22 protein-coding genes and 1 pseudogene are annotated in these 25,203 nt (G+C 67.4%); 15 read left to right on the plus strand and 8 right to left on the minus strand.

Features of this window, described 5'->3' with window-relative positions:
* Positions 1-132 precede the first annotated feature (132 nt).
* From G6N13_RS09215 to G6N13_RS09265, 11 genes are all read left to right on the plus strand, one after another.
* Positions 133-1,413: a class-III pyridoxal-phosphate-dependent aminotransferase gene (locus G6N13_RS09215; protein ID WP_163696420.1), complete on the plus strand. Its 1,281-nt coding sequence runs from the start codon at positions 133-135 to the stop codon at positions 1,411-1,413.
* Positions 1,410-2,960 carry an aldehyde dehydrogenase family protein gene (locus G6N13_RS09220; protein WP_163696423.1) on the plus strand — a complete coding sequence of 517 codons (1,551 nt, stop codon included), beginning with the start codon at positions 1,410-1,412 and terminating at the stop codon, positions 2,958-2,960. The genes G6N13_RS09215 and G6N13_RS09220 overlap by 4 nt, the downstream gene beginning before the upstream one ends.
* 3 nt (positions 2,961-2,963) lie before the next feature.
* Positions 2,964-3,569: a BMC domain-containing protein gene (locus G6N13_RS09225; RefSeq protein WP_163696425.1), complete on the plus strand. Its 606-nt coding sequence runs from the start codon at positions 2,964-2,966 to the stop codon at positions 3,567-3,569.
* 5 nt (positions 3,570-3,574) lie between these two features.
* Positions 3,575-4,093, plus strand: a complete 519-nt coding sequence (locus tag G6N13_RS09230; RefSeq protein ID WP_163701915.1) for a hypothetical protein — start codon at positions 3,575-3,577, stop codon at positions 4,091-4,093.
* Positions 4,090-4,350, plus strand: coding sequence for a EutN/CcmL family microcompartment protein (locus G6N13_RS09235; RefSeq protein WP_163696427.1), 261 nt, complete (start codon positions 4,090-4,092; stop codon positions 4,348-4,350). Before G6N13_RS09230 ends, G6N13_RS09235 begins: the two co-directional genes overlap by 4 nt.
* Positions 4,351-4,375: 25 nt before the next feature.
* Positions 4,376-4,657, plus strand: a complete 282-nt coding sequence (locus G6N13_RS09240; protein ID WP_094477558.1) for a BMC domain-containing protein — start codon at positions 4,376-4,378, stop codon at positions 4,655-4,657.
* 43 nt (positions 4,658-4,700) lie between these two features.
* On the plus strand, positions 4,701-5,366 hold the full coding sequence (locus G6N13_RS09245; RefSeq protein ID WP_094477560.1) for a microcompartment protein: 666 nt from the start codon (positions 4,701-4,703) through the stop codon (positions 5,364-5,366).
* Positions 5,366-6,367, plus strand: coding sequence for a phosphotransferase enzyme family protein (locus tag G6N13_RS09250; RefSeq protein WP_163696429.1), 1,002 nt, complete (start codon positions 5,366-5,368; stop codon positions 6,365-6,367). The genes G6N13_RS09245 and G6N13_RS09250 overlap by 1 nt, the downstream gene beginning before the upstream one ends.
* A gap of 22 nt (positions 6,368-6,389) precedes the next feature.
* The gene (fabG, locus tag G6N13_RS09255; protein ID WP_163696430.1) at positions 6,390-7,169 is read left to right on the plus strand and encodes a 3-oxoacyl-ACP reductase FabG; all 780 of its coding nucleotides are present in this window, start codon (positions 6,390-6,392) and stop codon (positions 7,167-7,169) included.
* 42 nt (positions 7,170-7,211) lie between these two features.
* Positions 7,212-7,970 (plus strand): GntR family transcriptional regulator, encoded by a 759-nt coding sequence (locus tag G6N13_RS09260; RefSeq protein ID WP_163696432.1) that lies wholly within the window; start codon positions 7,212-7,214, stop codon positions 7,968-7,970.
* A gap of 131 nt (positions 7,971-8,101) precedes the next feature.
* Complete coding sequence (locus G6N13_RS09265) at positions 8,102-8,566, plus strand: DUF1003 domain-containing protein (protein WP_163696434.1); 465 nt, start codon at positions 8,102-8,104, stop codon at positions 8,564-8,566.
* Here the strand turns inward: G6N13_RS09265 and G6N13_RS09270 are convergent.
* Together G6N13_RS09270 and G6N13_RS09275 are read right to left on the minus strand one after the other, a co-directional pair.
* The gene (locus tag G6N13_RS09270) at positions 8,563-10,266 is read right to left on the minus strand and encodes an MmpA family trehalose lipid delivery protein (protein ID WP_235678057.1); all 1,704 of its coding nucleotides are present in this window, start codon (positions 10,264-10,266) and stop codon (positions 8,563-8,565) included. The two genes, G6N13_RS09265 and G6N13_RS09270, sit on opposite strands and share 4 nt — an antisense overlap.
* Positions 10,267-10,295: 29 nt before the next feature.
* Positions 10,296-11,495, minus strand: coding sequence for a cell envelope lipid trafficking protein PgfA (locus tag G6N13_RS09275; protein WP_163696436.1), 1,200 nt, complete (start codon positions 11,493-11,495; stop codon positions 10,296-10,298).
* A gap of 181 nt (positions 11,496-11,676) precedes the next feature.
* Here G6N13_RS09275 and G6N13_RS09280 point away from each other — a divergent pair, with 181 nt between their 5' ends.
* A complete protein-coding gene (locus G6N13_RS09280; protein WP_163696438.1) occupies positions 11,677-12,855 on the plus strand; it encodes an acyltransferase family protein in 1,179 nt (392 codons plus the stop codon).
* Positions 12,856-12,874: 19 nt separating this feature from the next.
* Here the strand turns inward: G6N13_RS09280 and G6N13_RS09285 are convergent, their stop codons facing one another.
* The 4 genes and pseudogenes from G6N13_RS09285 to G6N13_RS09300 all read right to left on the minus strand — a co-directional run bounded on the left by G6N13_RS09285 (position 12,875) and on the right by G6N13_RS09300 (position 19,332).
* Entirely contained in the window at positions 12,875-14,341 is a 1,467-nt protein-coding gene (locus G6N13_RS09285) for an AMP-binding protein (protein ID WP_163696439.1), read from the minus strand.
* Positions 14,334-14,828: pseudogene (locus tag G6N13_RS09290) on the minus strand (phosphotriesterase family protein); the annotation flags it as partial. The pseudogene G6N13_RS09290 and the gene G6N13_RS09285, both read right to left, overlap by 8 nt.
* A gap of 51 nt (positions 14,829-14,879) precedes the next feature.
* Positions 14,880-19,112 carry an alpha-(1->3)-arabinofuranosyltransferase gene (locus tag G6N13_RS09295; RefSeq protein WP_163701920.1) on the minus strand — a complete coding sequence of 1,411 codons (4,233 nt, stop codon included), beginning with the start codon at positions 19,110-19,112 and terminating at the stop codon, positions 14,880-14,882.
* Between the two features lie 46 nt (positions 19,113-19,158).
* Positions 19,159-19,332 carry a DUF2613 domain-containing protein gene (locus G6N13_RS09300; protein ID WP_163696443.1) on the minus strand — a complete coding sequence of 58 codons (174 nt, stop codon included), beginning with the start codon at positions 19,330-19,332 and terminating at the stop codon, positions 19,159-19,161.
* 140 nt (positions 19,333-19,472) lie between these two features.
* Here G6N13_RS09300 and G6N13_RS09305 point away from each other — a divergent pair, with 140 nt between their 5' ends.
* On the plus strand, positions 19,473-20,678 hold the full coding sequence (locus tag G6N13_RS09305; protein WP_163696445.1) for a glycoside hydrolase family 3 N-terminal domain-containing protein: 1,206 nt from the start codon (positions 19,473-19,475) through the stop codon (positions 20,676-20,678).
* Positions 20,679-20,731: 53 nt separating this feature from the next.
* Positions 20,732-21,352, plus strand: a complete 621-nt coding sequence (locus G6N13_RS09310; protein ID WP_163696447.1) for a TetR/AcrR family transcriptional regulator — start codon at positions 20,732-20,734, stop codon at positions 21,350-21,352.
* A gap of 107 nt (positions 21,353-21,459) precedes the next feature.
* Here G6N13_RS09310 and G6N13_RS09315 read toward each other — a convergent pair whose 3' ends face one another.
* Complete coding sequence (locus G6N13_RS09315) at positions 21,460-22,305, minus strand: MaoC/PaaZ C-terminal domain-containing protein (protein ID WP_163696449.1); 846 nt, start codon at positions 22,303-22,305, stop codon at positions 21,460-21,462.
* A gap of 10 nt (positions 22,306-22,315) precedes the next feature.
* The gene (locus G6N13_RS09320; RefSeq protein ID WP_163696451.1) at positions 22,316-23,668 is read right to left on the minus strand and encodes a 3-oxoacyl-ACP reductase; all 1,353 of its coding nucleotides are present in this window, start codon (positions 23,666-23,668) and stop codon (positions 22,316-22,318) included.
* Between the two features lie 117 nt (positions 23,669-23,785).
* On the opposite strand from G6N13_RS09320, the gene G6N13_RS09325 reads away from it, so the two are divergent.
* A complete protein-coding gene (locus G6N13_RS09325; protein ID WP_163696452.1) occupies positions 23,786-25,090 on the plus strand; it encodes an acetyl-CoA C-acetyltransferase in 1,305 nt (434 codons plus the stop codon).
* Positions 25,091-25,203: the final 113 nt, after the last annotated feature.

Raw genomic sequence — 25,203 nt, forward strand, 5'->3', positions numbered from 1 at the left:
GTGGCCCACGCCACAGGCGGACGTCCGTATATTGGCACTACCAATACGGCTTGGCAAGACCCGATTTCGACCATTGACATAAATGGTCACTCCATTTAGGTTCGGATCCGTTGACAGCGTGTGAGGAGCCGCATGCACGACTACGGAACATTCGCGTTCGACTCCAAGGCCGACGTGTTGGAGCGGGCGAAGACGTTTTGGAATCCGGACAAGACTCAGTTTTGGACGGATGCCGGCGTCGACTTGGTCATTGATCGCCGTGAAGGCTACTTCCTGTGGGACATGGCTGGGCGTCGGCTGATCGACATGCACCTCAACGGTGGCACCTACAACCTCGGGCATCGCAATCCTGAAGTGGTGCAGGCACTTACCGAGGGTATGCAATATTTCGATGTCGGTAACCACCACTTCCCGTCGGTGGCCCGAACGGCCTTGGCGCAGAAGCTGGTGGAGTCCGCGCCCGCCTCGATCACCAAGGTCGCGTTCGGTTCCGGTGGCGGTGAGGCGATCGATATCGCGCTCAAGAGCGCCCGGCACGCCACCCAGCGGCGCAAGATCGTCTCGATCGCCAAGGCCTACCACGGTCATACCGGGCTGGCGGTCGCCACCGGAGACGACCGGTTCGCCAAACTCTTCCTCGCCGACCGCCCCGACGAGTTCATCCAGGTACCGTTCGGCGACGTCGGTGCGATGGAACAAGCGCTTTCCGGTGACGACGTTGCTGCCGTCATCATGGAGACCATCCTGGCCACCTACGGATTCCCGCTGCCCCCAACGGGATACCTCGAGGCGGTCAAAGGCCTGACCGAGAAGTACGGCGCGCTCTACATTGCCGACGAAGTGCAGACCGGCCTCATGCGCACCGGTGAGATGTGGGCGATCACCAAACACGGCATCGAACCCGACATCATCGTCACCGGCAAGGGCCTGTCCGGCGGCATGTACCCGATCACCGCCGCCATGCTGGGTGACCGAGCGGCACAGTGGCTGAATCAGGATGGTTTTGGCCATATCTCGACCTTCGGCGGTGCCGAACTCGGTTGTGTGGCCGCCATCAAGACGCTGGAAATCTGCAGCCGCCCCGAAGTGCGGTCCATGGTTCATTACATCGCCGACCTTTTCAGTGCCGGGCTCGCGCGCATTCAGAGCGACTACCCCGACTGGTTCGTCGGCATCCGGCAGAACGGAGTGGTCATCGGGCTGGAGTTCAACCACCCCGAGGGAGCCAAGTTCGTGATGCGCGAACTGTACGAAAACGGGGTGTGGGCGATCTTCTCGACCCTCGATCCCCGTGTGCTGCAGTTCAAGCCGGGCCTGCTGCTGGGGCGTGACCTATGCGAGGACGTGCTGGACCGGGTCGACGTCGCAGTGGGACGGGCCCGCACGGCTGCGATGGGAGGGAGACGATCATGACGACCATCGCCTCGGGCGGTCATATGCTGGAACGTGCCCAGTGGGCCGCCCGCGCGTTCGCCGATTTCGACCAGGCTGCGGTGTCGGCTATCGTCACCGCGGTCGCTGATGCCGGGTACAACGAAGCGGAGCGCTTCGCCGCGGCGGCTGTTGCCGAAACCGGTATGGGGGTGGTGGCCGACAAGCTGCTCAAGAACCGCGCCTGCTCGCGAGGCATCGTCGACTACTACCGCGGTGAGGATTTCGTATCCCCGCGGGTTGACACCGCCCGCAAGATTGTGGAGATTCCGCGTCCGGCCGGTGTGGTGCTCGCCCTGACGCCGACGACGAATCCGGTGGCGACCGTCTACTTCAAGGTCATCCTGGCGCTGATGACGCGCAATGCCGTTGTGGTGGCACCGCATCCGCGCGCCAAGCGCTGCTCGGCCGACGCCGCCTACGTCCTCGCCGACGCTGCGGCGAGCGCCGGGGCCCCCGACGGCATCATCCAGGTGATCGACGAGCCGTCGATACCCCTGGTCGAAGCGCTGATGGCTGACGAGCGCACCGACGTCATCGTGGCCACCGGCGGCACCGGTGTGGTTCGCGCCGCGTACTCGTCGGGCAATCCGGCCCTCGGCGTCGGGCCGGGCAACGTCCCGGTTCTCGTCGACGCCAGTGCCGATATCGCCGCCGCGGCCAGACGCATCGTCGACAGCAAGGCATTCGACAACTCGGTGCTGTGCACCAACGAATCGGTGCTCATCGCCGAGGAGTCGATCGCGGCGGCACTGTGCTCGGCGATGACCCGCAACGGCGCGCACATCCTCGATGCCGACAGTGCGCGACGGTTGCGCGAGTACATGTTTGCCGATCAGCACCTGAACACCGACGTCGTCGGCCGCGACGCGGCCTGGATCGCCGGTCGGGCCGGTCTGCGGGTGGGCCCCAAGACCCGTGTGCTGGTAGCGCCATTCGAGCATGTCATCGCCGAGGAGATGTTCGCGCACGAAAAGCTCTCACCGGTGCTGGGCATGACGACAGTGCCCGACGCCCACCGCGGCATCCGTGCGGCCCGCAGTGTGGTGCGGATCGGCGGCGCCGGGCACTCGGCGGCGATCCATAGCGAGAATCCACGCGTCATCACCGAATTCGCCGCGCAGGTGCCGGTTCTCCGGGTCTCGGCGAACGTCGGGAACAGCACCGGCAGCTCGGGTCTGGAGACCAATCTCGCCCCGTCGATGACGATCGGCACCGGGTTCGTCGGGCGCAGCTCGATCGGGGAGAACCTGCAGCCGCAGAACCTGGTGAACTGGGCGAGGATCGCCTACAACCGTGATGCGGGGGTGGCGATGCCGAACTTCGCCGGGGTGAACCCGTGGCGGACGCCGGTAGGCCCGGTTCCCGAGTATCCGCGTGCCTCGAATGATCGCGGTGCCGCACCGCATCCCCAACCCGCGCGTAACGGCCAGCCAGTGGGCCGTTCCGCGCAGTCCGATCTCGACCTGCTGCGCGCCGAATTGCGTGCGCTGGTGGTCGAAGAGCTCGCCCAACTGATCAAGAGGTGACCTGTGGCCGAACTGCGCTCCTTCATCTTCATCGACCGGCTCCAGCCGCAGACCATGTCGTATCTCGGCAGCTGGATCAAAGGTGCCCTGCCGCGCGCTGACGTCGCCGCGCAGATCATCGAGGTGGCACCGGGCATCGACATCGAGGGCGTCACCGACGTGGCGCTCAAGCACGCCGATGTGACGGCCGGAATCCTGTTCGTGGAGCGCCAATTCGGTTATCTGGAGTTCCACGGCGAAACCGGGGCGGTGAAGGCGGCCGCCGACGCAGCCCTGGCAGAGCTGGGTCAGGATGCAGCCTCCGCGGTGCGCCCGACGATCCTGGCGGCGCGCATCATCTCCAGCATCGACCGGCAGCATGCGTTCTTGATCAACCGCAACAAACTGGGCTCGATGGTGCTCCCGGGGGAGTCGTTGTACGTGCTGGAGGTGCAACCCGCCTCGTATGCGATTCTCGCCACCAACGAGGCCGAGAAGGCCGCTGACGTCAAGGTTGTCGACTTCCGGATGATCGGCGCCACCGGGCGGGTCTACCTGTCGGGCACCGAGGCCGACGTGCGGCAAGGCGCCGAAGCAGCTCAGGACGCCCTGTCCCGGAGTGCAACGTGACGGTGCTGGGTTCGGTCGACCGCGATCAGCTCCGCGCGCTGGTCGCAGAAGTGGTGCGCGACGTCGTGGGCAGCCTGACCCCGCAGGCGGCTTCCCCCGCCGCCGGACCGCCGGCACGCCCTGCGCCGCCTGCCGGCGTGCCACCGTCACGTCCGGTGGTGCCCGTCGGCATCCAGCCGACCGGGCCGCTGGCCGCCGACGCCAACGCTCGCACCGACACCATTCGCATCGCGAACGACCAGGATCTCGATGCCTTTGTCCGCCGCCTGCTGAAGCTGTTCGACAACCCCAAGGCGCGGGCCGACCTGCGCGCAGGCCGGCTGAGCTTCCGCCTCGCCGGCGGCGGGCACGGGGCGCCGGCGGCGGCCCGGCGCATCGACAGCGGTGCCGTCACCGAGCGGCACGTCGCCGACATGGCGACCTCGGGTGGCGTGCTGGTTCTGGGCCCCAAGGCGGTGCTGACACCGCTGGCCCGGGAGAAAGCCCGGGTCCTTGGCATCACCATCGAGAAGGAGCGGAAATGATCGCAGCGACCGTGACCGGTCACGTCTGGGCGACCCGGCGCATCGACGGGCTGCCGCCCGGCGCCTTCCTCGAAGTACAGCCGGACGGATCGGGATCACACCTGATCGCGTTCGACGTGCTCGGCAGCGGGCTGGGCGAGCGTGTGCTGGTGGCGCAGGGTTCGGTGGCGGCCAGCTGGTTTCCCGGAACTCCACCACCCGTCGATGCGCTGATCATCGGCTCCATCGACGCCGACAGCACCGAACAACAGCAGTAACCGACAGAGAAACGAGGAGAAAATCATGCCCAGCAACGCCATCGGAATGATCGAGACCAAAGGCTACGTTGCCGCGCTCGCGGCCGCCGACGCGATGGTGAAGGCGGCGAATGTCACCATCACCGATCGTCAGCAGGTCGGCGACGGACTTGTCGCCGTGATCGTGACCGGTGAGGTCGGTGCGGTCAAGGCCGCCACCGAAGCCGGCGCCGAATCCGCCTCCCAGGTAGGCGAACTCGTCAGCGTGCACGTCATCCCGCGCCCGCACAGCGAACTCGGCGCGCACTTCTCGGTGTCCGCTCAGTAGATCACCCCGCACCGCCGCTCGAATCCAACAGGGAGTAACCCGCATGGCCGCGACCGATACGCGCTCCGACTCCAGGACGCGCACCGACATCCGCGTCTATCTGCTGGTGGAAGACCTCCAGCGCCAGTTCGCCGCCTATCTGGGGACACCGACCCGCGCCCGGGGTTATCCGCCCTACGAGGGTGAGCACGCACTCATCGTCGAGGTGTCGCCCGCACTGGCGATCGAGCGGGTGATCGATTTGGCGTTGCGTGAAGTTCCCGGTGTCCAGCCGGGAATCCTATACGTGGAGCGGCAGTTCGGCGTGCTCGAGATCCACTCGAGTGACCTGTTGGAGGTTCAGCGGGCGGGCGAGGCGATCCTGCAGGGGACGGGCAATTCGGCGGCCGACCAATTGCGTCCCCGGGTGCTGTACCACGACATCATCGCCGACATCACTGACCAGCATGCGGTCATCCTGAATCGCAACCGGCAGGCCTCGATGATCCTGCCCGGTCAGGCGCTGCTGGTCTACGAGATGACGCCCGCTCTGTTCGCCGCGGTGGCCGCCAATGAGGCCGAGCGGGCCGCACCGGGATTGACCGTGGTCGATGTCCAGATGATCGGCGCGGCCGGCCGGCTGTACTTCGGTGGTTCACTCGCTGACGTGACCACCGCCCGGGACCGCATCACCGAGGTGCTGGCCGGGATCGAAGGACGCGAGCACTGATGGGTGAAGCCGATTCGGTGATCACCGACAACCGGGAGGCCGCGGAACGAGCACTCGCCGAATACGACCTGGCACCCGACTCCGAGCTCCGGTTGTTGAATCTGTCCGAAAACGCCACCTACGCAGTGCAGGACGGCGCCACTGGCGCCCGATCCATTCTGCGGGTGCACCGGCAGAACTACCATCGGCTCGCCGAGATCGAGTCCGAACTCGACTGGCTCGCGGAGCTTCGCCGGGACGGTGGCGTCACCGTGCCGACCGTGCTGCCGGCGCGGGACGGCCGGCGGGTTGTCACTGTCACCGTCGACGGAATCGAGCGCCACGTGGTGCACTTCGACATGGTGGCCGGGGTCGAGCCGGACGAGACGACGATCACCGCCGACGACTTCCACACCCTCGGCCGGATCACCGCCGCATTGCACGAGCATTCGCGCGCCTGGACGCGCCCGCCCGGCTTCGCCCGGTTCTCCTGGGACTGGGAGTACAGCCTCGGCGCGCGGCCGCGCTGGGGCCGCTGGCAGGATGCCGAAGGCGTCGGCGTCGCCGAGCGCGACGTGCTGGACCGCGCTGAGCAGTTGCTGCTTGCGCGCCTGACCGAGTATGGCTCGGGCCCAGACCAATTCGGTTTGGTCCATGCCGATCTACGACTGGCAAACGTTCTCCTCGACGGCTCGACCATTACCGTGATCGATTTCGATGACTGCGGTTTCGGCTGGTTCTTCTATGATTTCGGCACCGCCGTCTCCTTCATCGAGGATGATCCCGCCCTCGGCGAGTGGCAGGAGTCCTGGCTGGCCGGCTACCGCACCCGTCGCCAGCTCGCGGCCGAGGACGTCGACATGCTCGCCTCCTTCGTTCTGCTGCGCCGACTTCTGCTGCTGGCCTGGATGGGAACGCACAGTCACTCCAAGGAATCTCGCACCAAGGCGATCACCTACGCCGCCGGCAGTTGCGGCCTGGCCGAGCGCTACCTCAGTTCAGCCGGCCGAGCGCTGGTCTGAGCCTCACGAAAAGGGCACCGCTATGTTCTCCTCACTTCAGGGCCGGTCGGCCATTGTCACCGGTGGCAGTAAGGGTCTGGGCCGCGGCATCGCCGAGGTCTTCGCCGCGGCCGGCATCAATGTGCTTATCACCGGACGGACCCAGGCCGACATCGACGCAACCGTCGCGGAGTTGGGCGACCGCCCGGGCCGAGTCAGCGGGTTGGCCGCCGATGTGGCCAACCCCCACGACTGCCAACGCGTCGTCGCCGCCGCCGTCGAACGACACGGCGGCGTGGATATCGTCTGCGCGAACGCCGGTGTCTTTCCGCAGTGCCGTCTGGAGGATCTGACACCCGAGGACATCGAGCACGTACTGTCGGTCAACTTCAAGGGCACCGTGTTCATGGTTCAGGCCTCGCTCGCGGCACTGGCCGCCAGCGGGCACGGCCGGGTCATCGTCACCTCCTCCATAACCGGTCCCATCACCGGCTACCCCGGCTGGTCACACTACGGTGCCAGCAAGGCCGCTCAGCTCGGCTTCCTGCGCACGGCGGCAATGGAATTGGCGCGCAGGAAGATCACCATGAACGCGGTGCTGCCCGGCAACATCATCACCGAGGGCCTGATCGACATGGGCCAGGACTACATCGACCAGATGGCGGCGGCCATCCCGTCGGGCCGGCTCGGCACGGTGGCCGACATCGGCAACGCAGCCCTGTTCTTCGCCACCGACGAGGCGGCATTCATCACCGGCCAGACGCTGGTGGTCGACGGCGGCCAGGTTTTGCCGGAATCCGCGGCGGCGATTGCGGATCTGTAATGCCCCACCTAGATTGGTAGGTCCAATTCAAGGGGGAGTTCGGTGCCAACGCAAAGTGAGCAGCTGCGGCGCCACATCGTCGCAGACATCAACGCCGGCGAGCCCGGCGGCAAGCTCGGCAGCGAGCGCGAACTTGCGGAGCGTTACCGGACCAGCCGCTCCAGCCTGCGGCAGGTTCTCGCGGCGCTGGAGGAATCCGGCCTGGTGCATCGGGTGATCGGCCGGGCGGGTGGCATTTTCATCAGCCACCCGCAGGTGCAGCGCAGCCTGTCCGACGTGGTGGGGGTGCCGTCGTTCTTGGCCAGCCAGGGCTACGCCGCCGGCACCCGGGTGCTGTCGACGAAGATCACTGGACCCGATCGCACCACTCAGCAGGCCCTGCACTTGACCGCCGACGATTTCGTGATCGAGATCCAGCGGGTTCGTCTGGCCGACGGTTCACCGATCTCGCTAGAAACAGCCGAGTTCCCCGCCGAGGCCTTTCCCGGACTGCTCGAGAAACAACTCGGCGGGTCGATCTACCAGATCCTGGAGACCGAGTACGGATTGGTCACCTCGCGCGCCGAGGAGCGGATCGAGGCCGTCAACGCCACGCCGGATGAGGCAGCTCTGCTCGGCGTCAAGCCACAAGCCGCCCTCCTGCTGATCAACCGCATCACCTATGACCAGAACGGCACGCCGTGCGAGTTCTCCCGCGACCTTTTCCGCGGCGACCGCACTCGTCTGGCGGTCACCGTGCAGGGGCGCGGAATCGGTGTGCAGCCCGCGGTCGACACGGCATCGGTCGCGCTGCAGAGCTGAGTGCACGCCGCGCGCGGTTCGCTCGTGGCGGCCACCAGCGGTGTCGAAGCGCCCGGTCTGACAGCGAGTTCGCAGAAACTCGTTGCGCCGCTGTGCCGATCGAACTCGACGACATCGTGTGATGATCGGGAATGCCGAAAATATACGACTATGTCCGCCACCCGCGTGCCCACGAGTTGGCGACGCGGAAGCCGGTGACGGCCGCTGAGCTGCGGGGCCTTCACCATGACAACTGGGTGGTCCGGTTCAATGCCAGATTCGGTCTGTGGATCACGCTGATCGTCGGCACCATGTGGTGCGCCTATCTGTTCACCGTGCTGGCATTGTTCGCTCTGCCCGACGCGATCAAGCAGGGCACGTACTTCGTCGTGGTGTGGTTGTCGAGCAGCTTTTTGCAACTGGTCCTGCTGCCGATCATCATCGTGGGCCAGAACATCCAGGCGAAGGCCGCCGACACTCGCGCGGACGAGACCTACAAGGACGCCGAGGCGGTGCTCAAGGAGGCCTCGATGATTCAGGACCACCTAACCGAGCAGGACGAGGTCATCTCCCGCATCTTGGCGCAGATCCAGCAGTTGGCGCCGAAGGCGGATTAACCGGAGCGGGCTTGCCTGCGGTCGCGCACCGCGGCCACCGCAGTTGCAGTGCCGGCGATGAGCAACAAGACCAGCCACACCAGGTGGGCTGACCCGGACAGTATCCGCTTTCCTTGTGGCGCAGATGAATTCGCGCCGCCGACCCGATAGAGCGTGAGGTCTCCATCGCGGTAGGCTACCGGCAGCCCCCGCAGTGTGCGCTGGACGTCCCCCAGGGTTCCCGGGCTGCCGGTTTCGACCACAACCCAGCCGACCCCAGCGTCGGCCAGCTCCTCGGGACGACCGCCGGCCAGCAGCATCCGCTGCACGGAGCGCGCGTGGCTGCCCTCGCCGGGCACCGACTGGCCCGAGATGGTCAGATCACCGGTGGCCAAGACCTCGGCACGGACGAAGCGCGGCAACGGATCCAGCACCGGTGCCGGACCCGACCACGCGAACTGGCGCATGCTGTCGGCGGGCAGCACCGCCACCTCCGCCGGGGCGGCGTTCACGATGCCGGCCACCGCCACCCAGCCTGGCGGGTAACGCACCGAGGTGACCTTGCCCCAGACGCCGAAGGCAAGATCAGGCAACACGGCGATCACCGCGACCACACACACCAGCGCAGCGATTGCAGGGCGAAGCCGATGCCGCAATGTCACCACTGCGGCGGCCCCGGCCACCGCATAGCCCGGCATGGCCAGCGCCACCCACTTCTGCCCGTCGCGTAGTACACCCACACCCGGCGCGGCCTCGACCAGGGCACGCAGAACGGCCAGCCCCGGTCCGGTGGCCACCGCGGCGGGCAGCAGGATGCTCACCGCGGCCAGCACCAACAGCGGCACCGCGGAACGACGGCGCAGGACCGTCGGCAATCCGATGGCGACCACGGCCAGCAGCACCGCGGTGGCCAACAAGGCCAACAGCGTTGTGCGAGAGGACGGGACGGCCTCGGCATTCCAGATTCCACCAAGACCGGCCAGACTGCCCAGAGTGCCGAGTCCGGGTTCGGCACGAGCCGCAAACGCGACCACACCCGACGACGGTGACGACTCCAGCGCGTCGCCCAGTGCCGAGGCCGTCAGCCAGGGTGACGCCGCGAGCAGCGCGGCGATCAGCACCCCGGTCGCACACGACAGCCTCGACACCCCGTCGCCCGGGACCGCAAGACAGACCAGCGCCACGACAGCGGCCAACAGCAGACCCGTCGGTGTCAGTCCGGCCAGCGCGATCCAGAACACCACTGCCGCCCAGCCTGCCCATGACGGCTCCGGACGCTCGCCGCGTAGTCGGATCACCGCGGCGGCCACCCACGGCAGGCTGCCGTACCCGACGAGCAGGCTCCAGTGCCCCTGCAGCATCCGCTCCGCGACATACGGATTCCACCCGGCGAGCGTGGTGGCCACCAACTGGCCGGGTAACCCGGCATCCGGCACCAGCACGTCGGCCAGCCGGGCGGCACCCCAGCCGGCCAGCACGAGCCCGGCGATCAGCAGCGCTTTGACCAACACCCCGCCATCGAGCACGGGTGACACGAGAGCGATCAGGAAATCCTGCGGAACCGCGCGTGGCGCCGATTCGCCCAGACCGAGTGCGGTGTCGGAAAAGTACGACCGCGGGGTGGACACCGCATCGCGCAGCAGCAGATAACCGGGTGCCAGAAGCGGCGCGGTGACCACCAGCGCCAACGCAACGGCATAGGCCGGCACTACCCATTCCAGGGACCGGCGTGCCGGGGTCACGGGCGAGCTCACCGCTGTGGCGGTGGTGGCTCCAGATCCGGTCTCGCCGCCGGCAGCTTTTCGGTGGCGGCCTCGGCAGCGGGCATCGGCCCGGTTTCGTCTTTGCCGAAGAATCCGTGGTCGGCGGTGTCCAAGCCGGGCTCGATCAGTGCGGACTCGGCGCGGATGCTGAACGTTCCCAGCAGCACCCCGCCGACCAGTGCCACCAGGCCGGCCGCGGTGAAGCTGATCGGCAGCACTCGTGACCACAGCCCAACCCGGTCACGCTCGTCGCGCGCCGACGCCACTCGCGATTCGATGGTCTGCTCGCTGGAGGTGACCTTATAGTCGGCCAGCTCCATCTCCGGGCGCAGCGGGTCGCGGGCGTAGTAGTGGTTCGCGTGTTCGGAGGACTTCACGATGACGCCGGTGACCGGGTCCACCCAGAACGTCCGCTGTGCGGCGTAGAAGCGGGTCATCGTGATCGGTTCTTCCGGCGGTCCGGGCAGGCCCCATAGCTCGGCCCGCGCGGTCACCTCGCCTTCCTCACCCCTGTCGTAGAGCGACGCGTACTTGATCGGGTCGACCAGCTTGCCGTCGGCGTCATAGCCGACGTTCTGGGTGAACCGGTAGGTGGTCAGCCCGTTGACATCCTCTTGACCGTCGTAGTTAGCGTCGAATGGCTTCTGCGCGATCGGATCGAAATACGGGTACGTCTTCTTCTCGGTGCCGAACGGGAATCGGTAGGCCAGGCCCTCGTGCGGCAGCGCAATATTGGTCGGCGGCCTGTTGTCCTCGACGGTCCGTGGCTTCTGCACCGACCCGCCCGGGTGGGTGTCATCGGAGACCGCCAGCGCGGTGCTGCGATTGACCGTCACGGTGTCGACCATGGCGAGCAACAATCCGTTGTCCTGCTGCTTATCGCTGCGGCGGACGCTGGTGCCGACCTGCAGCGTCACCACATCGGCATTGGCCGGCGACTCGACGGTGATCTGCTGCTGCGACACCAGGGGCACGTTCTTGTCGACCACGAACTTCTCGCCCAACAGCGACGAGGGGTCCAGCGTGGTGCCGGTTCCGTCGCTGACCAGAGTTTCGTCGATATCGAGCGGAATCTTCTTGATCTTGCCGGAGGTGTAGGTCGACAACAGCAGCGCGGCAATCAACAGGGCGGCCCCGAGCCCGATGATGCCGTATGCCGTGATACGCAACATACCCGCGCGATTCACGCTGCCGTGGCCTCCCTCACTCACAATGATGTTTTGCACTACCCGACGGCGAAGCGAACGTGTCTGACCCTAACAGCAGAGCCCAGGGCACTGGCCCGTTAGGAGGTCATCGCCACTGGTGTGATCAGCCCACGAGTACCCACTTTCGCGGCCGGCAGGTCCTGAGGGGCACACTGGCGCCATGACACGGAAGGCGGAGCAGGTCGGGGGAACCCGCAGCTTCCTGCCGGCCGTCGAAGGCATGCGCGCCTGCGCGGCCATGGGCGTGGTGCTCACCCACGTCGCCTTCCAGACCGGCACCAACACCGCGGTGCTGGGACGCCTTCTGCACCGCTTCGACCTAGCCGTGGCGGTGTTCTTCGCGCTGTCGGGATTCCTGCTGTGGCGCGGTCACGCGGCCGCCGCGCGCGGGCTGCGCCAGCGCCCGCCCACCGGCCACTATCTGCGCTCGCGGCTGGTGCGCATCATGCCCGGTTACGTGGTCGCCGTCGTCGTCATCCTGACCCTGCTGCCCGAGGCCAACCACGCCAGCTGGACGGTGTGGTGGGCCAACCTCACGCTCACCCAGGTCTACGTCCCCCTCACGCTGACCGCTGGGCTCACTCAGATGTGGAGCCTGTCGGTGGAGGTGAGCTTCTACCTCGCACTGCCGATCCTGGCGTTCCTCGCGCGCCGGCTGCCGGTGCGGGCCAGGATCCCGGTGATCACCCTGGTGGCGCTGGCGAGTCTGGCCTGGGGCCTGCTGCCGATCCACACCGCGCAGGGCGTGAACTTCCTGAACTGGCCGCCGGGGTACGCCTCCTGGTTCGCCGCGGGGATGCTGCTCGCCGAGTTCACCGTGAGCCCGGTCGGCTGGATGCACAAGCTGGCCCGAAACTGGTGGGCCATCACGGGGATCGCACTGGTGGCCTATCTGATCTCGGCCTCGCCGCTGGCGGGCCCGAAGGATCTTGTCCCGGCGACCCTGGGACAGTTCGTCATTCGCACGGCCATGGGGGCCATCGTGGCGGGTGCGCTGCTGGCGCCGTTGGTGCTCGATCGTCCCGACACCCCGCACCAGATTCTGGGCAGCCGGTTCATGGTCACGCTCGGGCGCTGGTCCTACGGCCTGTTCGTGTGGCATCTGGCCGCGTTGGTGATGGTCTTCCCGATGGTCGGCAAGTTCATGTTCAACGGAAATCTGATCGTGATGCTGGTCCTGACGTTGGTGCTGGGCTTCGCGATGGCGGCGGTCAGCTATGCCCTGATCGAATCGCCGTGCCGGAATATGTTGCGGCGTTGGGAGTATCGAAGCAAGACTCCGGTGCCGCCACTGGATAGTTCGGTCAGCGACGCACCCGAGCCGGTTATTGCGCGCTGATGACCGGCCCTGCCGGTCACTAAGCCTGTAACCGGGCGATGACCTCAGCGCGCACCGCGGACCGCCGGGCCTTGCCGGCATCGTCGCGCAGCGGGGTGTCGACGAATTCCACCGTGCGCGGCACCTTGTAGTCGGATAGCCGCTGCGCCACGAAGGACGCCACCTCGTCCGCGCTGAGCCCTGCACCGTCGGTGTGCACCAACGCATACGGCACTTGGCCGAGGTCCTCATGCGGCACCCCGACCACCAGGCAGGACAGCACGGCCGGATGCTCGGCCAGCGCGTTCTCGATCTCGGCGGGGTACACATTGCGCCCGCCGACGGTGAACATGTCGACGCGCCGGTCGGCCAGGTACAGGTACCCCTCGTCGTCGAACCAGCCCAGATCGCCCAGTGAGTCCCAGCCGTCGCGGGACTTGGCGGTGCTGCCGATGTAGCGGTAGGTGGGAGCAGACCCCACGGCCGGGCGCAGGTAGATCTCGCCGAGCACCCCGGGCGGGCACTCGTTGCCGTCGTCGTCGAGCACCTTCATCTCGCCGGCCACCACTCGACCGACCGAGCCGCGGTGCGTCAGCCACTCCGAGCCGCTGATGAACGTCAACGCCTGAAGTTCGGTGCCGCCGTACAGTTCCCACACCGCATCCGGGCCCAGAAGCTCGATCCAGGCTTCCTTGATGTTCGGCGGGCACGGTGCCGCAAGGTGCCACAGCCTGCGCAACGATGACAGGTCGTAGGCATCGGGGTTGGCGTGATAGACCGGTAGCAGCCGCTGGAGGATCGTGGGGACGGTGGCCAGGTAGTTCACCCGATAGTCACTGACCAGGCGCAGGAAGTGCGCCGGGTCGAAGCGGCGCATCAACACCAGGTGTTGCCCGGTCAACAGGGCCAGCGCCGCCGACGTGAAGCCGGTGTTGTGGCTCAAGGGCACCGGCAGCAGTTGGGTGTCGGTCGGTTCGTTGCCCATCGACGCCGCCAGCAGATCGGCCGGTACCCGGCTGTCACCGCCGGCTTCGATCAGCTTGGGTCGGCCCGTGCTTCCGCCGGAGGCCAGCGACTTCCACACCGGTGAAACCGCCTCGGGCAGTGGGCCATCCGACAGGTCCGGGCTGCCGGTGAAATCGGCGTCCACCGATGGCAGCACACCCCGCGGATCGGCCCGGCCCACCAGCAGGGCGCGCGGGACGAGATCGAGCAGACCCTCGAATTCGGCGTCAGGCAGCCTCGGGGACAGCGGCTGGGGAATCGCTCCGAGTTTCCACACCGCCACCGTCGCCAGCACCCACTCAATCGAGTTCGGCACCGCGATCGTGACGTAATCGCCTTGTTTGACCCCGAGTTCGGCATAGGCGCGCGCCAGCCGGTTGGATGCCGAATCCAGTTCTGCGCGGGTGATGGAGCGGCCGTCGGCGCTAACCGCCGGGCGATTGGGCGCCTCGGCGGCGAGTTGGCTCAGGCGGGTTCCGATCGGGGGGATCGCATCACTCATAAGCACCTCGCCTGGAGAAGATGGCGCGGGGATTGTCCACCAGCATGGTCGTGATCTGGTCGTCGGTGACACCGCGTCGGCGCAGCGCAGGCAGCACGTCGTTGTGGATGCGGCGGTAGTGCCAATTGGGCAGTACCACCGCCACCACGTCCTCCGGCAGCCAGTCGATGTAGCAGGACGCGTCGTGCGAGAGGACCATCTTGTCGGCGTGGCCGCGTTCGCACATCCGCGCGACGGTGTCGACCCGGTCGTCGAAGCTGAGCATGCTGTCCAGGCCGAACCGGTCCATACCGAGGTAGGAGCCGGCCGCGATCAGCTCCTGCCGGTAGCCCAGATCGGTGATTTCCCTTACGAATAGCTCGGTCATGATCTCCGGGCCGTCCAGCATCGTTCCGGGACCGCTGAAGTGGAAGTACATCGGGACGTCGTTATGGGTGTAGATGCCAGTGGCCACCACGATCTGCAGATCGTTCTGCGCGGCCACCCGGTCTCGACCTGTGACAGTGCTGTCAGATCAGGTGCAGCCATACCCGGCACCCTAACGGGAAATGCTTGTGTCCTCGGCGGTTTCGCTGTCAGTTTGCGGTGCCTGCCTGTACGCGACCGAGGCGGCCAGGGTGCCCACCGCGATCAGGGCCAGCAGTTGCACCCAGAGGGAGTGGCCGATATAGCCGTCGACCGAGCGCCACGGATACCGCGACAGCAGGGCACCCGCCGCGATCAGCCCGCAGGCGCTGGCCGCCAGTGTCACCCGGTCGCGCAGCCGGGCCCGGTGGCGCAGCAGGTAGCCAAGCACCATGGCGGTGCCGAACACGACCAGGCCGCCGACCCCGGCGATCAGCCCACCGGCAACCAGCACGCCCGCGCCGGTCAGCACGGGCAGCGACCACGGCCGAACCGGGTCGCGGCCGGCCTGCCGGCGGCGCGGCGGCACCAACGCCAGCAGCAACAGCAGTGGCAGCAACGACAGGCCGGCGAAGAGGCCGATCCGGTACCCGCGGTTCGACGGGAAGCTCACCGCGACAGGGCCCTGCTCACCGGCGGGCACGACCCAGCCTTGTTGCCACCCGTTGACCACCACGGGTGTCAGGGTGACCCCATCCGGCAGCCGGGCGACCCAGCCGGGGTTGACGCTCTCGGGGACGACCAGCACCCGCGCGGTAGGCGCGCGGGTCACGGTGAATTCCCTGTGGTCCGGTCTCCAGCTGGTGACCTCGGCGGGAGTTGTTGGTGCGGTGGGTATTTGGCCTGCCTGCGGCCCGGTGAGCTGTGCCCCGTCCACGACGAATGCCGACCCGGGACTGATCAGCAGCTCTTGCTCGCCGGCCGGAAGGGCGATCGGGGTGGTGTCGCATGCGCGGGCCGGGATCGGCTGGCCGTCCAGTAACGCCGAAACCGTGGTCGTCACCGACGTCTGCACGAACCGGCCCGACACCGCGATGATGGGCCCGTCGCCGCAGGGAATCTCGACTGTGCGGTTCCGGTTGGTGGCGGCATCGGCGGCCGCCACCGGTTTGCCGTCCGGCCCGAGAACTGCCACCTCAGCCAGGCCAGGCGGTTTGAGCTGGTCGAAACCCAATGCGGTGCGGTCGATTACGTCATTCCAGTTCATCAGGCTTATTCGCACCGTATCGGTGACCCGAGGGTGCAGGGCCACCGTCTGGGGGCCATCGGCCTGCAGCCGGCGGGTCTGTGGGCCGTCGCCCAGGTCGATGGTGACCATCGTCGGATGGGTGGGCAGCGCCGAGGAACTGGGGGTCAACGTCAGCCCGGTGACCTCGGTGGGCTTGGGCAACGTCACGGTGAGCGTGGGCGCAGTGTGGTGCTGCACCACGTTCTGCGGCGCGGTCCACGCTGTGCGCGGATCCCCGTCGGTGGCCGCGTAGGCCGACCCCTCGACGTCGATGAGGTCGGAGTCGGCGCGTGACCGGGTGGTGCCCGGCTGGGCGATGAGGTCCGCGAGGTGCGGGCCTTGGCGGGCCCGCACCCACACCGTCGGGCTGACCTCGATCGGCGTGGGCACCGTCAGGGTGCGGCTCAGGGTGACCGGTTCTTCGGGGGCCTGGGCCATCGAGGCCGCGCAGTGCACACCGTCGGGAGAGTCGGCGCAGCCCTGCCGGCCGAGTAGCTCGCCGCCCAGATCCCATGCCGCGACCGCTGATCCGTCGGGTGGGCCCGGCACCACCATGCTGTGTCGCAGGTCGACGGGATGCGCGAAGCCCGATGCGTCGTACTGGGTCACCGACAGATCGGTGATGCCGAACTGGACTCCCGACGAGCCGTCGTCGGTGCCGATCGCGGTGATTCGCACCCACGGCGACTCCCCGTACGGCAGGGCGATCGCGAGTGGCTTTCCTGGATCATCGAAACGCACTGTGGTGGTGCCGTTTTGGGTCGACACCTGGATGCGGCGAACCTGGGCCCCGACGGCAGTGGCGCTCGGGGTGAGTGTCAGTGTCGCGTTGGTGACGGGATGGTCAAAGTCGATCTGCAGCCACTGTCCTACCGCGGCTTGTAGAGAGTTGGAGACCCAGGCAGTGGCTGAATCGCCGTCGATGGCCGCGGCTGGGCCGCTGGATGGGGAGACGTCGGGCAGCGCGGTCGCATCCGAGGATGAACTGGATGCCGAGAGTCTCCCCCCGGTCCAGGCGCCGTGCACGAGCTTGGCGCCGGGGACGGGATAGTCGGGCACCCGGTTGAAGGTCGTGCGGTGGTCGCCCTCGGCCCTGGCCGCCGACGAGTGGTCGTCGACGCGGCCGTAGTCGGTCTCCCGGTCGACGGGCGTGTCGGTGACCGTGACGAGCGGGACCGCCAGCCCGGCGTGCTGGGCGTCAGATGTCAGCAGCATCGGCCCCAGTGGGGTCTGGCCGAGCAGGCGGCGCCGTTCGTCGATGCGCAGCAGTACCTCAGGCCCGCCATCCACGCGCGCCATCCGATTGGCGTCGGTCAGGTATGGTGCACCCGGATTTCCCTGTGTCCCAACGTGATAGATCTCGACGGCGGGGTAGCGCGGCCGCAGCCCGCTGTCACTGATGAAACCCTCGATGGTGCCGGGGCCCACCGGGTCACCGAACTGCGCCACCTTCTGCAGACCCGGTGAACCGTCGATGGCCCGGTGAACCAGCAGTGGCCGCGCCGATCGCGACTTGTCGGGGTCGAGGTCGTTGCGGACGACCACATAGGAGATGCCCTGGCGGGCCAGCGTGTCGGCAAGTCCGGCCGACGGCCGGCCCGCGGCGAACAACCGCTGCACCGAGTCCAGAGCGCGGATCGTTTGCGGCGGGGTCAGAGGAATGGAATCGCGTACCCCCCAGGGACTTTCGCCAAGCACCTGCAGTGGCTCGTCGTGGCTGTTACCCCAGACCTGGGTGGCGAACGGTGCGCCCGGCGCCACCAGCACCCGGCCCGGGGTGGGGTGGCCGGTGTTGTGCTCGGTCAGCCAGTCCGCGGCCTGGTGCCAGTAGTCGGGGATCGCGCGGAACGCGCCGGGCGGGGTGAGCCGCCCGGTCCAGGCCATCGACGTCGCCACCATCAGTGCCGCCAAAACGACGATGCCGACTGCCACCCGCTTGTCGTTCTCGGGGTGGGCGAAAGCCCGCAGCCACACCGGCCGTGGCACGCTGCCCGGCAACGGGATACGACCGAGCAGGTGCGCCAGCCCCAGTACCAGCGGGATTCGGATCACCGGTTCCAGCTTGTGCACGTTGCGCAGCGGTGCGCCTGCCGAGTCGAGGAAGGCTTGAACCTGATGCGCGAGGGCGGAGCCGAGCCCCCCCGAGTAGCCGACACCCAACAGGACCACGCCGATCAGCAGCATGACGATCAGCCGGCCCCGTGCCGGCATCGACCGCAGTGCCAAACCGGCCAGCCCGCCGGCAGCCACCAACGTGGTGGCCAGCACCATGGCCGGCTGGGTCACCAACTCGGCGGCCGCAGTGGCATTGGGGGCGACGTACGGCGTCCAGCTGTCGGTGCCGCGCAGCATCTCGGTCAGCGATGTCCACTGGGTGGTGACGCCGGAGGACTCGATGAAGTCCAAGAACGGCGGGCTGATCCGGCCGAGCGCCAGTAGTGCGACCACCCACCAGGTGACCGCGAGTGTCGAGGCCAATGCCCACCATGCGCTGAACCGCCACCACACCCGGTTGGGTCGATGACATAGCCACCAGATGATCGCCGGCAGGCAGCCCGTGATCGTGGCGACGGCGTTGACCGCGCCCATCAACGCCAGCGCGAGACCGGCCCGCCCGGCCAATACCCGCAACGACCGCCCATCCCCGCCCCGCAAGGCCGTGATCACCGGCAGCAGCACCCACGGCGCCAGCATCATCGGCAGGGTCTCCGACGAGATCGACGCGAGAGTCGTCAGCGCCCGGGGTGACAGGGCAAACGCTACGGCGGCGATGATCCGCGCCGGGGTGGTCCCGATGCCCAAGGCCTCGGCTACTCGCAGCAGCCCCCAGAACCCAGCGGTCAGCAGCAGAGCCCACCACAGCCGCTGGGTTATCCAGCCGGGCACGCCGAGGGCGTGGCCGAGTAAGAAGAAGGCGCCGTGCGGGAACAGATAGCCGTAGGCCTGGTTCTGCGCCTGCCCGAATGGCAGGTCGCTGTTCCACAGGTTGGCCGCCCGGGCCAGGAACCGCAGCGGGTTGGCGGTCAGATCGAGTTTGGTGTCCGGCGAGATCAGCCCCGGCGACTGCGCGAAGCACAGCAGCAGCGCGATGAGGAAAGCTCCGCCGAGCCAGCGCCGCGAGAGCGGCGGGGTGGTGATGTGCGCCTCCGTGACCGCGGGGGAGGCGGCGGCGAGCGTGCTCAGGCTAGCCGCGGTTGCCGTACTCGACGCGGTTCAGCACCGAGGACGCGGGATCGCCGGGCGATAACGGCGGCTTGATGTCCTGCTGGATCATCAGCGTCACGCCGAATATCGCGGCAGCCCCGAGCAGCATACCGACCACGATGCTGGCGGCGGCAGGAACCACGAACCGGGTCATGATCGGTGCTCCTCGCAGGTGCTGGGCGGCTGGGTCACAGGGTGAACATCCGCTACATCGCGGCGTGGATGCCCGTTGGCCAACCTAGCACGCGACGAACTTTGGTTGGCCCTCGCCGACGCCCATGACAGCATGTGCGGATGCCTACCCGCTTGCTTTCGATGCGCGGAATCGCGGTCCTGTCGGCACTGCCATTGCTGGCCGTCGGCTGCTCAGCCCCCGCCGCCAAGCCGGGTGCGGCGTCATCGTCGCCGGTCAGTACGTCATCGTCAGCCAGCCCGATGGCCGGCCCGCTACCGGCACCGGCAAGTCCGGCACCGCCCGCCTGTGGTGACGGCCCTGCCCTGCTGAGCGGGTTGTCGACCCGCGACAAGTTGGCCCAGGTGCTGATGGTCGGAGTCAAGGGCAGCTCCGACGCGCGCGCTGTGGTGGAGACCTACCACGTCGGTGGCATCTTCATCGGCAGCTGGACCGACCGGTCGATGCTGACCGACGGCTCGCTGCCCGATATCGCCAACGCCGGGCCGCTGCCGCTGGCCGTCAGCGTCGACGAGGAGGGTGGCCGGGTGGAACGGTTGTCCTCGCTCATCGGAACGGCCCCGTCGGCCCGAGTGCTGGCCGCGACCCAGACGCCTGAGCAGGTGTATCAATTGGCGCTCGACCGCGGGCGCACGATGCGCGGGCTGGGGATCACCATCGACTTCGCGCCCGTCGTCGATGTCACCGACGCCGCGGACGACACGGTGATCGGCGACCGGTCGTTCTCCAATGACCCGGCCGTGGTGACGGCGTTCGCCGGCGCGTACGCGCGCGGCCTGCGCGACGCCGGGCTGCTGCCGGTGCTCAAGCACTTCCCGGGCCACGGCCACGGGTCGGGTGACTCGCACACCGCCGGCGCGGTGACCACCCCGCCGCTGGCGGATCTGCGCAATAGCGACCTGATCCCGTATCAGTCTCTGACGACGGAAGCGCCGGTCGCCGTGATGATCGGCCATCTGGAAGTGCCGGGGCTGACCGGCAACACACCGGCCAGCCTCAGCGCTGCCGCGGTGGGCCTGCTGCGCAGCGGCGGCTACGGCGGACCAGGCTTCGACGGCCCGGTGTTCAGCGACGACCTGTCCAGCATGGCCGCCATCGCCGACCGATACGGGGTGGCCGAGGCCGTGCTGCGCAGTTTGCAGGCCGGTGTCGATGTGGCGCTGTGGGTGACCACCGATGAGGTGCCCGCGGTGCTGGACCGGCTGGAGAAGGCCGTCAACGCCGGGGAGCTGTCACTTCCCGCGGTCGAAACTTCCCTGCTCCGAATGGCGCGTCTGAAAGGGCAGAGTCCGCGGTGCGGCGGTTAGCCTGAAAGATCCGAATTCGGCGGGATATCGGCGGGATATCGAAAGGCGATGAGATGGCAGGTGGCACCAAGCGGTTGCCCCGTGCCGTGCGGGAGCAGCAGATGCTCGACGCAGCTGTCCAGATGTTCTCGGTCAACGGCTATCACGAGACGTCGATGGACGTCATCGCCGCCGCGGCGGAGATCTCCAAGCCGATGCTCTACCTGTACTACGGCTCCAAGGAAGAGCTCTTCGGGGCCTGCCTGAGCCGGGAACTGAGCCGCTTCACCGAAGCGGTCGGTGCGGATATCGACCTCAAGCAGAGCCCGCACGAGCTGTTGGGCAGCGTCATCTCGTCGGTGCTGCGCTACATCGACGCCAACCGCGCCTCGTGGATCGTGTTGTATACCCAGGCCACCAGTTCACAGGCATTCGCCCACACCGTGCGAGAGGGCCGCGAAAAGATCATCGAGATGGTGTCGCGGTTACTGGAGGCCGGCACCCGGCATCCCGAGCCCGACGCGGACTTTCACATGATGGCCGTGGCGCTGGTGGGTGCAGGCGAAGCGGTGGCGACCCGGGTCAGCACCGGGGACGCCGACGTCGACGAGGCCGCCGACATGTTGATCAACCTGTTCTGGCGCGGCCTCAAGGGCGCTCCCGCGGATAAGGAAGCCTCCCCGGCGACGCCCTAATCGGTGTATCCCCCGCCGCCTTCACGTCGAGTCTGCGCACAGATCGACTTTTCGGCCAACATCACGATCTGTCTGCAGACTCGAGGCCGTGGGCGCAGACTCGGCGCCTACAGGCCGCGGATCGTGCCGGTGAGGTGCGGGTAACCCTTGGCGATGTTGCGCAGCGCGACATCCCAGCCGTCGGCGACTCGATCGACGTAGAGCCCGGCGCTGGCCGGCAAGATGACGGGCTTGCCGAACTTCAGTGAGTACCGCACTGCATCAGGTAGTTGGGCTTCGATATTCGCTAAAACGGCTGCCCCGCTGAACATTCCGTGGGCGATCACGGTGGGGAAGCCAAACAGCTTGGCGCCGATCACATTGGTGTGGATCGGATTGTGATCCCCGCCGATCGACGCGTAGCGCCGGATCGTGGCTGGACTGATCCGCAGAATTGCGTTGGGTGGCGGCAGTTTCGGCCGTTTAGGAGGCTCGGGCTTCGGTTCGCCCGACAGGCTCGTGCGCTGCTGGTGCAGGAACGTGGTGACCTGATGCCACGCCAGGTCGTTGCCCACGCTCACATCGGCCACGACGTCGACCAGTAGACCCTTGCGGTGCTCACGCAGGTTCTCGGCATGCACCGTCACGGCGACGGTATCGGTCACCGCGATCGGGCGGTGTCGGGTGATCTGATTCTCGACGTGGACGGCACCCATGGCGGCGAACGGGAAATCGAAACTGGTGATGAGCGCCATCACCGTCGGAAACGTCAGCGCGAAAGGATAAGTCAGCGGCACGGTGTCACCGAAACGCAGTCCGGTGACCGCCGAATAGGCAGCCACGTTCGACGGGTCGACGGCGAGTTCGTCGACAGTTAGGGTGCGGCTGGGCAGGCTTTCGCTGCGCGGAATGAACGGCAGCGATCCGGCCGCGGCGCGCAGGAGGTTACGTATCCCACTGGGTTGTTCGGTCACCGAAGCCACCTCACGCGCCCAGCATCGCTTGGCCGCACACGCGGATCACGTTGCCGGTCACCGCATTCGAGGCGGGGCTGGCAAAGTACGCGATGGTCTCGGCGACGTCGACAGGTTTGCCGCCCTGATACAGGGAGTTCAGCCGGCGCCCTACTTCCCGGGTGCCCAGCGGAATCGCCGCCGTCATCGCCGTCTCGATGAACCCAGGTGCGACGGCGTTGATCGTGATGCCCTTTTCTGCCAGCCCGGGTGCCAATGCCTGTGTAAGGCCGATCATTCCGGCTTTCGTGGTCGCGTAGTTGGTTTGCCCCCGGTTGCCGGCGATTCCGGCCATCGAGGACAGCCCGATGATCCGGCCGCCGTCGCCGATGCTGCCGTTTGCGACGAGTCCTTCGGTAAGGCGTTGCGGGGCAAGAAGATTCACCGCAACCACCGAATCCCAGCGGGCGTCGTCCATATTTGCCAGCAGTTTGTCCCGGGTGATGCCGGCGTTGTTGACCAGGATGTCGGCGTGCCCGTCATAGCGCTCGCGCAGATGCTCGGTGATCTTGTCCACCGCGTCGGCGGCGGTGACGTCCAGCGCCAGCGCGGTCCCGCCCACCTTCGCCGCTGTCTCGCTCACGGCTTCATGCGCAGATTCAATATCGATCGCGACGACCCTGGCGCCGTCGCGGGCGAACACCTCGGCGATCGTTGCCCCGATACCGCGGGCCGCGCCCGTCACGATGCCGACCTTGCCGGCCAGCGGCGTGTCCCAGTCGGCGGGCGGGGTGGAGTCGGCGGCGCCGACGTAGAACACCTGGGCGTCGACGTAGGCCGACTTGCCCGACAGGATGAACCGCAGTGTCGATTCCAGCCCCGTCGCAGCGGGCTTGGCCGCCGGCGACAGATAGACCAGCGCCACGGTGGCGCCGTGGCGCAGTTCCTTACCGAGTGATCGGGTGAATCCCTCCAGCGCCCGCTGGGCGATGCGTTCGTCGGTGCTGGCGGTCTCGTCGGGGGTGGTGCCCACGACGACGAGGCGTGCCGACGGCCCGAGGTTGCGCTGCAAAGGGGTGAAGAACTCGTAGAGGCCGCGCAGCTGCCCAGGTTCGGTGATACTGGTGGCGTCGAACACCAGGCCGCCGAACGAATCGGCCCAGCGGCCACCGAGGTTGTCGGCCACCAGGTCGTAGTCCTCGGTCAGCGCCGCTCGCAGCGGTTCGACGACACGGCCGTCACCGCCGATGAGCAGCGAGCCAGCCAGCGGCGGTTCGCCGGGCCGGTAGCGCCGCAATGTCTCCGGCTGCGGAATGCCGAGCTGTTTGGCCAGCAATGAGCCTGGTGCCGAGTTGACGATCTGAGAAAACAGGTCGGAAGCCACGAACGTGCCTTTCGAGTTGCGATGGGGGACCGGGAACGAACTTACTCCAGAGTAAGGACCGGGCGTAGTATGGGTGGGTAAACCCCTTCTCAAACCGAACTTTAGGCGGACATTGACGTGGCCTCTACCAGTGGAAACAGTCGCCGGGTCGCTGTGATCGGCGGCAACCGCATCCCGTTCGCGCGATCGGACGGCGCCTATGCGGAGGCATCCAACCAAGACATGTTCACCGCCGCCCTTGGCGGGCTGGTGGACCGATTCGACCTGGCCGGTGAGCGGCTCGGTGCGGTGATCGGCGGGGCGGTGCTCAAGCACAGTCGCGATTTCAACCTGATGCGCGAGAGTGTGCTCGGCAGCCAGCTCTCGCCCTACACGCCCGCGACCGATCTGCAGCAGGCCTGCGGCACCGGTCTGCAGGCAGCGATCGCCGCAGCCGACGGCATCGCCGCGGGCCGCTACGAGGTCGCCGCCGCAGGCGGGGTGGACACCACCTCCGACGCCCCGATCGGGCTCGGCGACGATCTGCGCCGCACCCTGCTCGGTCTGCGGCGGTCCAAGTCGAACGTCGACCGGCTCAAGCTGGTCGGCAAGCTGCCGGCCGCACTGGGCATCGAGATCCCCACCAACGGGGAACCGCGCACCGGCCTGTCGATGGGTGACCACGCCGCGATCACCGCCAAGAAGATGGGTATCAAGCGCGTCGATCAGGACGAGCTGGCCGCCGCCAGCCACCGCAATATGGCCGCCGCCTACGACCGCGGGTTCTTCGACGATCTCGTCACGCCGTTCCTTGGCGTCTACCGGGACAACAACCTGCGGGCCGATTCCAGCGCCGAAAAACTGGCCACACTCAAGCCGGTGTTCGGCGTGCGCAATGGGGACGCCACGATGACCGCTGGTAACTCGACTCCGCTGACCGACGGCGCGTCCGTGGCGTTGCTGGCGAGCGAGGCGTGGGCAATGTCTCACTCAGTGACGCCGCTGGCGTACTTCGTCGATTCCGAGACCGCTGCCGTGGATTACGTCAACGGCCCGGACGGTCTGCTGATGGCGCCGACCTACGCCGTGCCCCGCCTGCTCGCGCGCAACGGACTGGCGCTGCAGGACTTCGACTTCTACGAGATCCACGAGGCGTTCGCCTCGGTGGTGCTAGCGCATCTGCAGGCATGGGAATCCGAGGAATACTGCAAGGAGCTGCTAGGGCTCGACTCCGCGCTGGGGTCCATCGACCGCTCCAAGCTCAACGTCAACGGTTCCTCGTTGGCCGCGGGTCACCCCTTCGCCGCTACCGGTGGCCGCATCGTGGCCCAGCTCGCCAAGCAGTTGGCCGAGAAGAAAAAGGAGACCGGACAGCCGGTGCGCGGGCTCATCTCGATCTGCGCCGCGGGCGGCCAGGGCGTCACCGCGATCCTCGAGGCTTAGGGAAAAAATCGGAAAAACTGTTTCCCAGGGTTTGTAACGAACCGACGCGGGCTACAGATGAACTGGATAGCTCCGAGCTGCCGTCTGACCCCCCGACCCGACGGCAGCTCGGG

The organism is Mycolicibacterium sarraceniae (assembly GCF_010731875.1).
Lineage (GTDB): Bacteria > Actinomycetota > Actinomycetes > Mycobacteriales > Mycobacteriaceae > Mycobacterium > Mycobacterium sarraceniae.